Origin of the sequence: Pseudidiomarina terrestris (assembly GCF_030466375.1) — a bacterium.
GTDB classification, from domain to species: domain Bacteria; phylum Pseudomonadota; class Gammaproteobacteria; order Enterobacterales; family Alteromonadaceae; genus Pseudidiomarina; species Pseudidiomarina terrestris.
Genome location: NZ_JAGGJE010000005.1, coordinates 193809 through 208595 on the forward strand (window position 1 = coordinate 193809; position 14787 = coordinate 208595).

Annotated in this window: 14 protein-coding genes and 1 other RNA gene; 12 read left to right on the plus strand and 3 right to left on the minus strand. The window is 49.2% G+C overall.

The genetic code is table 11. The features are described 5' to 3' along the window. The first annotated feature begins 33 nt into the window (after nt 1-33). Nucleotides 34-930, plus strand: a complete 897-nt coding sequence (locus J6J28_RS11530; RefSeq protein WP_301721904.1) for an MBL fold metallo-hydrolase — start codon at nt 34-36, stop codon at nt 928-930. Between the two features lie 47 nt (nt 931-977). Continuing rightward, nucleotides 978-1607: a peroxiredoxin gene (locus tag J6J28_RS11535; RefSeq protein ID WP_301721905.1), complete on the plus strand. Its 630-nt coding sequence runs from the start codon at nt 978-980 to the stop codon at nt 1605-1607. A gap of 73 nt (nt 1608-1680) precedes the next feature. Here J6J28_RS11535 and fadE read toward each other — a convergent pair whose 3' ends face one another. Then, nucleotides 1681-4137, minus strand: coding sequence for an acyl-CoA dehydrogenase FadE (gene fadE, locus J6J28_RS11540; protein ID WP_301721906.1), 2457 nt, complete (start codon nt 4135-4137; stop codon nt 1681-1683). Between the two features lie 165 nt (nt 4138-4302). Here fadE and J6J28_RS11545 point away from each other — a divergent pair, with 165 nt between their 5' ends. Continuing rightward, nucleotides 4303-5007 (plus strand): DUF3108 domain-containing protein, encoded by a 705-nt coding sequence (locus J6J28_RS11545; RefSeq protein WP_301721907.1) that lies wholly within the window; start codon nt 4303-4305, stop codon nt 5005-5007. Here the strand turns inward: J6J28_RS11545 and purN are convergent. Together purN and purM are read right to left on the minus strand one after the other, a co-directional pair. Beyond that, nucleotides 5004-5642, minus strand: coding sequence for a phosphoribosylglycinamide formyltransferase (purN, locus tag J6J28_RS11550; RefSeq protein ID WP_301721908.1), 639 nt, complete (start codon nt 5640-5642; stop codon nt 5004-5006). The two genes, J6J28_RS11545 and purN, sit on opposite strands and share 4 nt — an antisense overlap. Further along, complete coding sequence (purM, locus tag J6J28_RS11555; protein ID WP_301721909.1) at nt 5639-6685, minus strand: phosphoribosylformylglycinamidine cyclo-ligase; 1047 nt, start codon at nt 6683-6685, stop codon at nt 5639-5641. Before purM ends, purN begins: the two co-directional genes overlap by 4 nt. A gap of 115 nt (nt 6686-6800) precedes the next feature. Between purM and rimI the strand changes: the two genes are divergently transcribed. From rimI to J6J28_RS11600, 9 genes are all read left to right on the plus strand, one after another. Beyond that, nucleotides 6801-7943, plus strand: a complete 1143-nt coding sequence (gene rimI / locus J6J28_RS11560) for a ribosomal protein S18-alanine N-acetyltransferase (RefSeq protein ID WP_301721910.1) — start codon at nt 6801-6803, stop codon at nt 7941-7943. 153 nt (nt 7944-8096) lie between these two features. After that, the gene (locus tag J6J28_RS11565) at nt 8097-9197 is read left to right on the plus strand and encodes an oxidoreductase (protein WP_301721915.1); all 1101 of its coding nucleotides are present in this window, start codon (nt 8097-8099) and stop codon (nt 9195-9197) included. Further along, complete coding sequence (locus J6J28_RS11570) at nt 9197-9607, plus strand: VOC family protein (RefSeq protein ID WP_301721916.1); 411 nt, start codon at nt 9197-9199, stop codon at nt 9605-9607. The genes J6J28_RS11565 and J6J28_RS11570 overlap by 1 nt, the downstream gene beginning before the upstream one ends. 55 nt (nt 9608-9662) lie before the next feature. Beyond that, nucleotides 9663-10316, plus strand: coding sequence for an isoprenoid biosynthesis glyoxalase ElbB (elbB, locus tag J6J28_RS11575; RefSeq protein WP_301721917.1), 654 nt, complete (start codon nt 9663-9665; stop codon nt 10314-10316). 90 nt (nt 10317-10406) lie between these two features. Continuing rightward, nucleotides 10407-10766, plus strand: a transfer-messenger RNA (tmRNA) gene (ssrA, locus tag J6J28_RS11580). A 191-nt stretch (nt 10767-10957) separates the two neighbouring features. Next, the gene (locus J6J28_RS11585; protein WP_301721920.1) at nt 10958-12193 is read left to right on the plus strand and encodes a tyrosine-type recombinase/integrase; all 1236 of its coding nucleotides are present in this window, start codon (nt 10958-10960) and stop codon (nt 12191-12193) included. Beyond that, nucleotides 12183-12920 carry a hypothetical protein gene (locus J6J28_RS11590; RefSeq protein ID WP_301721921.1) on the plus strand — a complete coding sequence of 246 codons (738 nt, stop codon included), beginning with the start codon at nt 12183-12185 and terminating at the stop codon, nt 12918-12920. The genes J6J28_RS11585 and J6J28_RS11590 overlap by 11 nt, the downstream gene beginning before the upstream one ends. Before the next feature lie 166 nt (nt 12921-13086). Beyond that, nucleotides 13087-13326, plus strand: coding sequence for a helix-turn-helix transcriptional regulator (locus tag J6J28_RS11595; protein WP_301721923.1), 240 nt, complete (start codon nt 13087-13089; stop codon nt 13324-13326). Beyond that, nucleotides 13323-14414: an AAA family ATPase gene (locus J6J28_RS11600; protein ID WP_301721925.1), complete on the plus strand. Its 1092-nt coding sequence runs from the start codon at nt 13323-13325 to the stop codon at nt 14412-14414. The genes J6J28_RS11595 and J6J28_RS11600 overlap by 4 nt, the downstream gene beginning before the upstream one ends. Nucleotides 14415-14787: the final 373 nt, after the last annotated feature.

Genomic DNA, 14787 nt, shown 5'->3' on the forward strand with positions numbered 1-14787 from the left:
TATTTTAGTAAAGTACGAAATAAAGGAGGTGGTATGAAAAATTGTGTTCGCAAGAGTGCCTCGACAGGTGTAGGTTCACCGAACGTGTGGGGGATTTATGAAGCTGATACAGGTTCCATCCAATACCTGGTGGCTGATCCGAGCAGTGGCGAAGCCGCAGTCATTGACGCTGTGCAGAATTTTGACCCGCGTGCCGCCCGCACCGACTTTAAAAGTGCTGATCAGATTTTAGCATTAGCCAAAGAGCATGATCTCAAGATCACCTGGGTGTTGGATACACATCCTCACGCCGATCATTTCATGGCCTCCTGGTACTTGAAAGAGCAGACGAACGCCCCGAATGCTATAGGTGAGAAGGTTACTGATATCGCCGAGCTGTGGCGTGACTACTACCATTTGCCGGAAGCTTTCAACCCAAAGGCTGATTTTGACTATTTATTTGCGGAAGGTGACACCTTCAAGCTAGGAGAGCTGGACGTTTCGGTATGGCTGTCGCCAGGCCATACGCTGGGCTCTATTACTTATATCGTAGGCGATGCTGCCTTTGTCCATGATACTCTGATGTACCCTGACAGCGGCACCTCACGCGCCGATTTCCCTGGCGGGTCGACGCAGGACTTATGGCAGTCGTTACAGCGTATTTTAAGTTTACCCGACACGACCAGACTCTTTGTTGGCCATGACTACGGTAAGGATGGCCGCGAACCGCAATGGGAAGCGACGGTCGCGGAGCACCGGCAAAACAATATTCATTTGGCTGGCGATGTCAGCGAAGCTGACTATTGCCAACTACGTGAGGAACGTGACGCCACTTTGGCTTTGCCGGATCGCATGTTGCACGCGTTGCAAGTGAACTTGCGCGCGGGGAAATTGCCTGAACCAGAAGCTGACGGTCATCGTTATTTTAAGATTCCGGCAAATAAGTTTTAAGGCATTGAAGTTCGCACACTTAAGTTCACATAGAAGAGGTAAAGATAATGGGATTACGAATTGGTGATATCGCACCGAATTTCGATATTGAAACCACCGATGGCAAGATTAACTTCCATGACTGGGCTAAGGGTTCCTGGGTATTTTTCTTCAGTCACCCGGCCGACTACACGCCAGTATGTACCACTGAAATGGGCCGTACGGCGCAGCTATCTGAAGAGTTTGCCAAGCGTGGTGTAAAGCCTTTAGGTTTGTCGACGGACACAGTGGAAGAGCACAAGGGCTGGATTAATGATGTGAATGAAACCCAGAACACGTCACTGACCTTCCCGATTGTGGCTGACAAAGACAAAAAGGTCGCAGAGTTATACGAGATGATTCATGCGGGGGAGAGTGAGACCGCGGCGGTACGCTCGGTCTTTATTATCGATCCGAATCAAAAAATCCGTTTAACCATGACCTACCCAATGAGTGTTGGTCGCAACTTTGCAGAGATCCTGCGGGTCATTGATGCGCTGCAAACGGGTGATAAACACGGCGTAGCGACTCCGGCTGATTGGGAGCTGGGCGGTGACGTTATTATTCCACCGAGTGTATCCATGGAAGAAGCGGAGAAGAAATTCCCGCAGGGCTTTAAAACCGTGAAGCCTTACTTACGCTATACCAGCGTGAAGTGATGGTCTAAAGGGCATAAAAAAACCGCAGCGGACTATCGCTGCGGTTTTTTATTAGCCTCAGTTACTGCTTAGATCAAGCAGCGTCCGAGTCTTTTTGCTGATTTTTCAAAGCCCATTCCCGGGCAGCTTTACCTGCCATCAGATCTTCATGGGCAAAGTCGTCAACGTTGATGACCCGCAGACGGCCTTCTTCAGCACGCTTCAGCAGGGCGACTTCGTCGTCGCTTAACACGCCCAGTTCTTTGCCTTTGGCAGCCACTGTGTCAAGGAAGATAAAGGGAATGCGCTCATCCGCAGCACGCTGAACACGATCGTGCAGTGCTTCTGCTTCGATAATGTCACGTAAGGTTTGCTCCAGATAACCGAACTGACCTTCCGGCGCCAGGAATTGGCCCTTGCCAAGACGTTCGCGGCTTGCATTAGGCTGCAACAGGATCCGTGCAACTTTGGTGTCTAAGCGGTCCGAAGGACGTTTCACAAAGCGGCCGAACGGATACATGATGACACGCATGGTTTTACCAATGAAACCAAAGTTATCCAGTAGTTCCAGCTGTGACTCCTGCAGCTTGTACAGGGTGTCTTGCATCGCCCAATGCAGCAACGGTAGATCATCGTGCTGACGGCCTTCATCAGCAAAGCGCTTCAAGGTCGCAGAGCCAATGTATAGGTAACTCAGCATATCGCCTAAACGGGCAGAAATACGCTGCTTGCGCTTCAGCGAGCCACCAAGAACGCCCATAGCAACGTCTGACAAGAGTGCCAGGTTGGCGCTAAAGCGGTTCATTTGTTTGTAGTACTGCTTGGTACTGTCGGTGTAAGGGGTGCTGCTCAGGTGATGACCACCCAGGCCTAATGCCAGTGAGCGCACGAAATTGCTCATAGCGAAACCGATGTGACCAAAGATAGCCTTATCGAAACGCTTCAGGCCTTCTGCGTTGTGTTCAGCAGACGCCAGCATCTCTTCCAGTACGTAAGGATGGCAGCGAATCGCGCCCTGACCGTAGATCATCAAGCTCCGGGTAAGAATATTGGCACCTTCCACGGTAATCGCTACAGGCACACCTTGGTAACCGCGGCCGAGGTAGTTGTTCGGCCCCAGACAGATGCCTTTACCGCCATGGATATCCATGGCATCGTCCATGCATGAACGAAGTTTTTCGGTCATATGGTACTTAGCAATGGCAGAAATAACCGATGGTTTCTCACCAAGGTCTATACCTTTGGTCGAGAGCGTGGTGACCGCGTCCATCAGGTACGCGTTACCACCGATCCGCGCCATAGCTTCCTGTACGCCTTCCATTTTACCCACCGGCAGTTTGAACTGACGACGGATGTAAGCATAGGCGCCAGTAGCCAGGGCAATAGACTTCACGCCACCTGCGCTGTTTGATGGCAGGGTGATCGCACGGCCAACCGATAGACATTCGACCAGCATACGCCAGCCTTTACCGGCCATTTCAGCACCACCGATGATGAAATCCAGCGGTACGAATACATCTTCACCACGAATCGGACCATTCTGGAATGGCACGTTTAATGGGAAGTGACGACGACCGATCTCCACACCTTTGGTATCACGCGGGATAAGTGCCGCGGTGATACCCAGCGATTCGCGGTCGCCTAACAGGTGATCCGGGTCATACATTTTAAAGGCCAGCCCCAATACTGTTGCTACTGGCGCAAGGGTAATGTAACGCTTGTTAAAGTTGAGTCGGATACCGACAACTTCTTTACCTTCCCATTCGCCTTTACAAACCACCCCTGTATCTGGGATCGAACCTGCATCAGAACCCGCCTCGGGGCTAGTCAACGCAAAGCAGGGGACTTCTTCGCCTGTGGCTAAGCGCGGTAGGTAATAATCTTTCTGCTCTTCAGTACCATAATGCTGCAATAGCTCACCTGGACCTAAAGAGTTAGGCACACCAACGGTACTAGCCAATACTGTGCTGACGCCAGAAAGTTTTTGCAGTACGCGGGACTGAGCATAGGCTGAGAACTCAAGACCGCCATATTGTTTCTTGATGATCATGGCGAAGAATTTGTTGTCTTTCAGATACTGCCAAACTTCTTCTGGCATATCTGCCAGCTCATGAGTCGCTTCCCAATCGTCGAGCATTTTACAGACTTCTTCAACGGGTCCGTCAAGGAAGGCTTGCTCTTCAGCAGTTAGCTCGGCCTTTTGAATGCTGTGCAGGTTTTTCCAGTTTGGAGCGCCACGGAAAAGCTCGCCTTCGAACCAGGTCGTTCCGGCGTCAATCGCGTCTTTTTCTGTCTCAGAAATCTCCGGCATCACTTTGCGGTACATTGTGAGCATGGTTTTACTCAAAACGCTGCGGCGGAACAGGGTAATATTCAGAGGCAACAATACGATAGCCAGCAGCACCCAAAGCACTGGGCCAACGATGTCAAACAGGCTGCCGATGGCAAACATGCCCACCAGGCCGAGGCTTGTCACCAGCAGCGAGGTGCGGTAATACAGTAGGCCACCGAACACTAGCAAGGTGGCGATAATCCATAAGGCGACACTCATAATGATACTCCGTCGTTGTGGTTAGAGGTCTGACCAGTAAGTTATCCCCCGAGATTAGACAATTTGTGGCAGACTTTCAAGGGATATTGCACTTTTTCAGTAGTATAAGGTCAGAGTGGTGAATGCGATCAGTTTTTCGCCCGGGATGATTCGTCAGGAGATACCATGAATGCAGTAGTAAAGTGGCTTGCAGCGCCTCTCGCTGGCTTGCTAATGACGCCGGTTTTTAGTGCCGAATTAGCGGTTTACGATGCTCGCTACGAGGTTGAGCGGGGTGGTTCCAACTACGGTGAAGCCACGCGTAAACTCTCTCAGCGTGACGATGGCACCTATGTGTTGCAGAACGAGACTGAAATTTCATTTTTGTTCCTGTCCGATGTGCGCCGTTATGACTCGACATTTACTTTCGTTGACGGTTGGATCGAGCCTCTTACCTTTAGGTTCAAACGCAGTGGCACAGGTAGCAATAAAAGCATGAATGTGCGTTTTGACAGCCAGAATGAGCAAGTGCTTGAAGCTGAATCCGGCACGCCGTTACCGGTCGACTGGCACGCGAACTTACTGGATGAAGCCAGCATGCTCGAGCAGCTGCGTTACGATTTGCAACAAAGTTCGAACACCGATTTTAGTTATCGTATCGTCGATGACAAAGGTGAGTATGACGAGCAGCGCTTCCGCCGCGGCGAGCTGGAAGTTTTGTCGCTACCCTTTGGCACGGTGGAAGCACTTAAAGTTTCGCGGGTGCGCAAGTCGAGCACACGGGAAACGCATTACTGGTTTGCGCCAGAACTTGGCTATGTGATGGTAAAAATGGAGCAACTCAAAGAAGGTGACGAAGTCGCCACCTTAGTCCTGGAAACGCTGAATTAATCGACTGCGTAACCTTGCGCGCCGAGCAGGGCGCCGTCGAGCATCGCGCCTTTTTCGGTCAGTTTTAAGCGTTCGGAACACAGCCATTGCACCACTAGCGGGTAAATACGGTGTTCCTGGCTATGCACCCGCTGTTGCAGGTCAAGCGCGGTGTCTTCCGGGAAAACTGGCACGACGGCCTGCAAGATCACGGGCCCACCATCAAGTTCTTCAGTCACGAAATGCACCGACACACCATGTTCTTTATCACCGTTATCCAGTGCTCGCTGATGAGTATTGATGCCGCGGTATTTAGGCAGTAATGATGGATGAATATTGAGCATGCGTCCCTGAAAGTGCTGCGCGAAGGCCGGTGTCAAAATGCGCATAAAACCGGCCAGCACCACTACGTCAGGGGCAAAACTATCGACAAGTTTGAGTAACTCCTCATCGTAGGCTTCGCGGCTGTCGAATTCACGATGTGACAAGACTGCCGTCGGAATACCTGCTTTCGCGGCCTTCTCGAGTCCGCCCACGTCTGCCTTGTTGCTGATGACAGCAACAACTTCGCCGTCAATACGATCGGCCTGGCAGGCATCAACGATGGCCTGCATGTTGGTGCCTGAACCGCTAATCAGTACGACAATTCGTTTCATTCTACGATTTCAACCTGTGCTTCATCACCTTCACGTGCGGCAACCTGACCGATAACCCAGGCGTCTTCGCCATGCTCGCGCAATAATTCAACTACAGCGTCGGCTTGTGATTGTGGCAGGGCCATAATCAAACCCACACCACAGTTAAAGGTACGGTACATTTCTTTGGTGGTCACATTGCCGTTGTGCTGCAACCAGTTAAACACCACTGGCCACTCCCAGCTGCTATCGTCGATAACGGCTTTGGCATCGTCCGGTAGTACCCGTGGAATATTCTCCCAGAAACCGCCGCCGGTGATGTGAGAGATAGCGTGCACACTATGGGATTCAAGCACTTTAAGAACTGACTTCACGTAAATGCGGGTAGGCGCCATCAGATGATCCGCGAGCAGCTTACCGTCGAGCTCTTCGCTGCGAACATCGGCTTCGCTGACTTCAATAATCTTACGGATCAACGAGTAACCATTTGAATGTGGACCGCTTGAGGCGAGGGCGATAAGAGCATCACCTGGCGCGACTTTGCTGCCATCGATAATCTCTTCTTTTTCAACCACACCGACACAGAAGCCAGCAATATCGTAATCGCCTTGCTCATACATTCCGGGCATTTCTGCGGTTTCACCACCAATCAGCGCACAACCGGCCTGCACACAGCCCTCACCAATTCCGGTGACAACGTCTGCAGCGACATCAACGTCTAGCTTGCCAGTGGCGTAATAATCGAGGAAGAACAGCGGTTCAGCACCCTGTACAATCAGGTCATTAACGCACATGGCGACCAGGTCGATGCCCACGGTGTCATGTTTGCCCAGGTCGATGGCCAGGCGCAGCTTGGTGCCTACACCGTCGGTACCGGAGACTAAAACGGGTTGTTTGTACTTGCCAGGCAACTCACAGAGCGCGCCAAAACCACCGATGGAGCCCATGACTTCAGGGCGTTTCGTACGTTTAGTGACACCTTTAATACGGTCCACAAGTGCATTACCTGCATCAATATCAACGCCGGCGTCTTTGTAACTCAAAGAAGGTTTTTGATCGCTCACGAGAAAGGTCCTCAGCTGGTGCTAAAAATTTGCGCGACAGTTTACCACTTTCAAGGCAATACTGCGATATAATAAGCGCGCAATTCGCCCACATCAGCGTTAGGACGCTACTGTCATGGTTACTTCTCAAGGCGCGGCACAAGGATTATCCCTGGTGCGGGCCAATCGGCATCATCTCGACGCACTCGAGCGTATCGAGCAGGCCAGCTTCACGACCGATCGCATTAGTCGCCGCAGTTTCAAACGTTTTATCGATCAGGCGATAGGTGACTTTCAGGTGGCGCTGTTCGATGGACAGGTGGTGGGCTATTACATTGTCCTTTACCGGCAAGCCACACAGCTGGCCCGTTTGTATTCGCTGGCAGTTTTGCCGGAGTTTCGCAACCGTGGCTTCGGTAAAGCATTACTCGCCGCTGCTGAAGATGACGCCGATGACCGCCATTGTCTGTTTATGCGCCTGGAAGTGAAGGTCGACAACCAGCCGGCGCTGGCGCTTTATCATGGTGTTGGCTATTACGACATGGAGATCCGTCCGGAATACTATGAAGACGATAGCGATGCCGTGGTTCTGCAAAAGCTGTTACCGCGTTTTGAGCCGTCCGCCGGACCTAACGGCGGCCAGCGGTTGGTGCCGTATCGTACGCAAACCACAGATTTTACCTGTGGCCCTGCCAGTTTACTGATGGCTATGGCATTTTATGATATTCCGTCAGCGGACCCACACCATGAAGAGCTTGAAATCTGGCGCGAAGCGACGACCATCTTCATGACCTCAGGACACGGTGGCTGCGGCCCTCACGGCCTGGCGCGCGCCGCGTTGCGGCGGGGCTTGCAGGTGGTGCTGCATGTGAGTCACAGCGGACCACTGCTGATGGACTCGGTGCGTAGCGCCGAGAAAAAGCAAATAATGGCGCGCATTCAGGAAACCGATATTGCCGCGCTGAAAGCGGCTCAGGTGCCGATTTTGGTGGGGGACTACAGCCTCACGCAACTGGCCGCGGATCTTGCCGCCGGGCACGTGGTGGTCGCACTCATCAGCACTTACGTATTTGATGAAAGTAAAGCGCCCCATTGGGTCGTCATTTGTGCAGCGGATGAAAATTACGTCTACATCAACGACCCTGATCAGGACGCTTTACCCTGGCAATCCGCAGCCGAGCGACAGTACCTGCCGATCCCGTTAGCAACCTTTAAGCGCGCCTTCGGTTTCGGTCGCCGCAAGCAAAAAGCAGCCTTGGTGTTGTCACGTGCGACTTGATCAAAAGCGCTAACTCCCTTAGCGTAAACCCGTAATTGTTAGAAAACACGCGTTGCGGTAGTCGTCATTCAAACCAGAAATAGTAGCTATTTCGATCTACAAGGACAGACCGCTCGTATCCCTGACATCATTTTTCCCTAATTTGAGGATGCTATGTTTGATTCAGAGTTTTCGAGTATAGAATTTGCTGGCATGAAGCTAGCCAATCGTTTTGCAGTGGCCCCGATGACGCGGGTCAGTGCACAATCCAATGGCCGCGCCAACGAGCTGATGCTGAAACACTATCGGCGCTACGCTGAGGGTGGTTTTGCGCTGATTATTACCGAGGGGATCTTTCCCGATCAGAATGCCAGCCAAGGCTATGAGAACCAGCCAGGTCTGGCCGATGCTCTGCAGGGCGAATCCTGGCGGCCGATTATCCGCGAAGTCCATGAGCAAGGCGCGAAAATCATTGCCCAGCTGATGCATGCTGGGGCACAGCAACAGTACAATAGTTTTGGTAAAGCTCCGCTTGGAATCACTGAACAAAAGCCGGTGGGGAAACCCCTTGGTCTGTATGGCGACCAAGATTCATGGCAGGACGTTAAGGCCATGGATGAGAGCGATTTTGAGCGTGTTCTGAATGGCTTTTTACACGGTCTCCGTAACGCTAAAGAAGCAGGCTTTGATGGTGCTGAGCTGCATGGTGCCAATGGTTATCTGCTGCATGAAATTCTCAGTACTCACTTCAATACCCGCGATGATAAGTGGGGCGGCGACATGCAACGTCGCGCGCAGTTCGTGCTGGAAGTGGTCAAAGCCGCCCGTGAGATGGCGGGGAAAGACTTTGTGCTGGGTATCCGCCTATCACAAATCACCATTACCGATCCGGACTACCAATGGCCCGAGGGCGAAGAGGGCTTTGCCTGGCTGGTACAGGCACTGGCTGACGCCGGTATTGATTACATTCATACCACTGACAATCACGCTAACCGGCCAGCTTTGAAAGATGGCACGCGTTCACTGGCAGAAGTGGTGCGCGACGCTGGCGTGCCACTGGTTGTGAATGGCGGTATCGATGACACCAACTACGCCAAAATGGCTGCCCATTACCCAGGTGCAGTACTTGCTCTTGGTAAAGCGGCGTTGGCCGACCCGCAGTTTGTTGAAAAAGTAAAAGATGGCGATAAGCCAGATGAACTGGATTTTGCCATGCTGCAACCGTTGGCCAACCTTGAAAATGAGTTCCGCTGGCGCGAAGAGCAGGACAGCTGATGCAAGCTGCGATTAGCTACATCACCCTGGGAGTTGACGATCTGGAGCGAGCGGTGGCGTTTTACCGTGATGTGCTGGGTCTGCCGACTGAGGGCATCGTCGGTGCTGAATTCGAACAGGGTGCTGTGGCGTTCTTTAAAATGGCCGGGGGGCTGACCTTTGCCCTCTGGGAGCGTGATAGTATTGCGCACGACTGCGGTGTCACCAAAGGCATTCCGGATCCGACAGCACTGATGCTGGCTCATAATGTTGCCAGTGCTGAAGAAGTCGATACTATCATGTCGGACTTACCTGCTGAAGCGGTGGTTAAGCCGCCGCGGAAGCTATTCTGGGGCGGTTATGGAGGCGTATTCTCAGACCCGGACGGTCACCTGTGGGAAGTGGTCTATAATCCTAAACACGGGGCTTGAAAATCGATCGTGGCGCCGCCATATCGTCAGGTAGCAAAGCAACAAAGGATAAGTCATGAAAAAAGTAGCAGTTTTACTTTCAGGTTCAGGTGTATTCGATGGTGCTGAGATTAATGAGGCCGTCCTGACCTTGCTGCACATCAGCAAACACGGAGCGGATTATCAGTGTTTCGCGCCTGACATGGAACAGATCCAGGTCGTGAACCATCTCAACGGCGAGCAAACCGGTGAGAAGCGCAACGTATTGGCAGAAGCGGCGCGGATCGCGCGCGGCGAAGTTAAGCCACTCAGCGAGCTGGATGCTGCAGAGTTTGACGCGCTGATTCTACCCGGCGGTTTTGGCGTCGCGAAAAACTTCTGTGATTTTGCTGAGAACGGCGCAGACATGCGAGTCAACGGCGAGGTTCTGGCGATTGGTAAAGCGTTTGCCGAGGCCAACAAACCGGCAGGCTATTTATGCATCGCGCCAGTACTACTGCCACATATTTACGGTGAGGGTGTGCGTGTCACCGTCGGCAATGATAAGGAAGTGGCTAACGCCATTGAGAAAATGGGCGGAATTCACGTAGAATGTCCGGTTGATGACATTGTCGCGGATGACTCACGTCGCTTGGTCACCACGCCAGCATACATGCTGGCCGAGAACTTAGTCGATGCCGAGCAGGGCATCAGCAAGTTAGTGGAGAAAGTGCTTTATATGGCCACCTGAGGCGCGCGAAATTTACTTGTTCAGGCAGGGAACTTCTAGCGCTTAAGCGGTGTCTGATGTATAGTAAGCACGATTTTGAAAGAAAACCCTGGGGCTGATCTGGATTCGACGGGATACACGAAACCCAAGGTGCATGCCGAGGTGAGGCTGGCCTCGTAAAAAGCCTCAAACTAATAGTTGCAAACGACGACAACTACGCACTAGCGGCTTAATAACCCGCTACGCCCGACCCCTAGCGCTTTGTCTGCGAGACTAGGATCAGTCGGTTCACCCCAAAGTAGACTCGCGTGGAGGCTTCGCCCGTAGCCAAAGCGTTAAAACCAATCGGGATCGTCACCTTAAGTAGCCTGTCTGTCGGCGACTTGGTGATTAACTAAATGACAGACTAAGCATGTAGTACCGAGGATGTAGGTATTGCGGACGCGGGTTCAACTCCCGCCAGCTCCACCAAATCCAAAACCATATCGTCTGATATGGTCTCTAAACCCAGCTAAATGCTGGGTTTTTTATTGTCTGTCGTTCCATATTGTCCTATTCTGTCTCTGGGGGTACTCCCTATTTTGGGGGTTCTTGTAGGGGTATATGACCACCTCTAATAGAAGATACCCCCATATATACCTAAGAAACCACGAGACACCACTATGAAACTCACAGCAAAGCAAGTAGACGCAGCTAAACCAAAGGACAAAGACTATAAGCTCTTTGACGGTCAGGGTCTTTATCTACTGGTTAAGAAAGCTAAGTACACAGATAAACCAATGAAGAAAGCTGATGAGCAGAAGTATTGGAGGCTTAAGTATCGTATAAATGGAAAAGAGAAGATGTTTGCTATTGGTGTCTATCCCCAAGTATCGCTATCTCAGGCTCGAGAAGCGACACGTATAGCTAAAGAGAAGATGGCTCAAGGGATTGATCCTTCTCAAGAAAAGAAACTCAATAAACTTCAGTCTGTTCTATCAAATGACAATACTTTCGGAAGTATTGCTGATGAGTATGTAGAGCAAAAGATGCAAGGGATGAGCAAAGTTCACCTTGATCGTACAACAAGAGCTATTGATAGAGACTTAAAGCCATATTTAGGCAAACGTCCTGTAGGTGACATCACTCCAGTAGAGCTACTCAGCGTCTTAAGAAAGGTTGAAGACCGTGGAGCTGTGGAAACGGCGCATAGAATCAAACAACTTGTAGGACAAATCTATCGTTACGCCATTGCAACTGGCAGAGCTGAGCGAGATATAGCAGCAGATCTAAAAGGAGCTTTACGTCCACCCGAGAAAAATCACCTTGCGGCAATAGTTGAGCCAAAAGAGGTAGGTAAACTGATGTTGGCGATCGATGAGTATAGGGGAACCCCTGTTGTAATGGCTGCATTGAAGCTTTCACCTTTGCTATTTTGTAGACCGGGAGAGTTAAGGCATCTTGAATGGAGTGAAGTCAACTTTGAAGCCAAGAGAATCGAGCTACCAGCTGAGAAAATGAAGATTAAAGAACCTTTGATTATCCCGTTGTCCAGCCAAGCTCTAGAGATACTTCAAGATCTAAAGCCATTAACCTCTAATAGTAAGTATGTTTTCCCGTCAGCTAGGGGAAGAACACGCCCAATGTCAGATAATGCAGTTAGAACAGCTTTGAGAAGTCTTGGTTACGATAACGATACGATGACCGCTCATGGTTTTCGTGCAATGGCTAGAACTCTCCTAGATGAAGAGCTCGATTATCGAATTGAGTATATCGAGCAGCAGTTAGGTCATGCGGTAAGAGACCATAATGGCCGAGCTTATAACAGAACTAAGCACTTGAATCAAAGAACTGAAATGATGCAAGCTTGGGCCGACTATCTTGAAAAATTAAGGGAGAATTCGTGTAATGGCGAATAGGAAACTCAGTTCGTTAAGAGATGTCATTGAACTGGAACTTAATCACGCTATAACAAGCCAAACTGTTTGGCTTATTCTTCGCTTACTTGATAAGGAAGGCTATGAGCTCTTTCTTGCTTCAGGCTTTTCCCTTGTACCCACAGATGAAAGGGATTATCTGCACCGAGACTATCAAAGGGAAATGTTTTGCTTGTTTAATGAACCTGAAGTCATTGGAGAGGGGGCTAAAATCAAGGGAGTTGAGAACATTAGCTCAGACGGCTCAATTCTCTTTTGTAGATTTGCCTCTTGGAAGAAGCGTAAATATCGCGGTTATGTTGACCATCATTATTGTCTTGAATCAAAACCTCTTCAGGTAGGCATTGATTATGCGCTTGTCGAAAAACGTGCGGTTGACTGGCTAAAATCCAATTTCCAACAAACTAAAGCTAAACCGTCCAATCTTCAGAGTTCGCCTAGTAAACAAAAGCAAAGAGAAGAAGCCCTGATATCCTACCTTAAGGCGAGAACATTTAACTTGGAACGTAAGACTCCGCTTCAGATTCGATACCAAGAAATAGGTGAACCACATAAAGATGAATTGTGGTCAGATTTGCAGTTTGTTTTCCCGCAGCTTTTTGCTGCTGGAGAGGACGATTTTTTTAAAGCCCCTTTTTTCAAACCTGACCATCCCGAGCATAAGCTTACCATGAAGCCAAAAGAACCAGGACGCCCGAAAAGGTCCTAAACTCAGAGTATTTGTTGGTTTTGGTTACTCATAAAAATATCCATATAAAACAGTAACTAAATCCTCTTTTTCAAAATGTCAGAGACTCTCTCCTAATTTTTTCGCCTCATTTGTTCTCCTAAGATTCACCTCGTTCACTTTTGAACTTTAATTAGGAATCTTATTTATGAACAAATACGCAACTAAGACCGCTTATGAAGAGCATCAACATAAACGCCTCTTAAGACTTAGAGATGTTATGGCGTTGGTGAAACTTTCTAAATCACAGATATACAAGCTTTCATCAGATGGGCGCTTTCCTAGAGCTATCAAGCTAGTAGAGGGAGGTACAACAGTAGCATGGTTGGAAGAGGAGGTATTAGCTTGGATTGACTCTCGTGTTGCCGCAAGAGGAGAAAAGTCATGATAAGTCAAAGAAGTCTCGAATTGCGGGGGATTATTAACCAAGAACTCGAATATCAAGGAGGAATTCTCTCCGGGGGAAGAAAAAGTAAAATACATAATAATCAACCGCAATGGTCAATTCCCGACGATGACGATCCTTTCGCTTGGACCGCGAGAGGTAAAATGACCCTTGAACACCGAGCAAAGCTGAAGTCACCCACTTGGTTTTATCCAAATTTCATAATGGCTTCAAATCTTATCGTGATTGCAGCTAAACCAAACTCAGGTAAAACTACGTTGGCCATCCACTTGGCTGCGGAAATGGTCAGGAAAGCAAAGCGTGTATTTTATATCAATGCTGATGTTGGTGCGTCAGGCATCGAATTTTACCAAGAGCATGCCGATACTTATGGATACCATCTGATCGCTCCCGACTTCGTAAACGGGTTAACGCCAACGAAAATACTTGTACACTTTGAGAGTGCTGTCAAAAGTAATCAAGATCTATTCGGCGAAGTGATCATTCTTGATACGTTAAAGAAATTTGCCGATATGATGAATAAGGCTGACCTCAAAGATAAATTAGATCGGTTTCGAAAACTTACAGCTCGAGGTGCGACAGTAATTTTACTCGCGCATACAAATAAAAACGATAATGAGAATGGAGAGCAAGTTTACGAGGGGACTGGAGATCTGAGATCTGAGGTGGATGAGCTTTTTTATCTCGAATCAAACAAGCGAGATGACGGTTCGTTAATCGTCACAACTCGGATCGATAAGTCTAGGTCTAAAGTGAAAGAGTTAAGCTTCCTGATCAATTCAGAGCGTGAGGTTACGCTCAGTGAAGACTCCCAAAAATTACAAGAGCAACTGCGAATAGCGAAAGAAATTGAAACGGATAAAGAAGCCATCGATTGTTTAACGTCTTTGTTGTCACAAGGAGACTCAAACCAAAAGGACTTGATTGACGGATGCTTTCATAATGGTATTCCAGTTCGCACGGCAAAAAGAGTATTGAATAAATACAACGACAACCAGAGAGAGTTACCTACCCTATGGAGCATCACCCAAGGGGATCGAAAAACTAAAATTTACCGATTGGTTTCATAAACATCATGGGGTTCTAGAGCGGGCTTGTACTTTATGTTTTTTTTGTGTTTTTTACCTGAACCCATAAAAAACAAAAAAAACAAAAAAGACAGACCTCTCGACTATGACCCGTTTTTAATGAAAGTCTCTGTAAGATAAATCCTAAACAATGCAGTGCTGCTAAACCAGACGATAGCATCAGAGGTAGATTCAGGTTCGATTGAAGTTTATCCAGTCGAACTTGGCTCTCGTTGGCCTTCCAATGGGAATGTCTGTAAATTCCTGTATGCATGAGTTATCCGCTTTTGACCGTTAACCCCTTCAAGTTGCCCCTAATCTTAATTTTTGTCAAAAGCCCTACAAAAATATTTTATATAACCTATTGTGGCATACC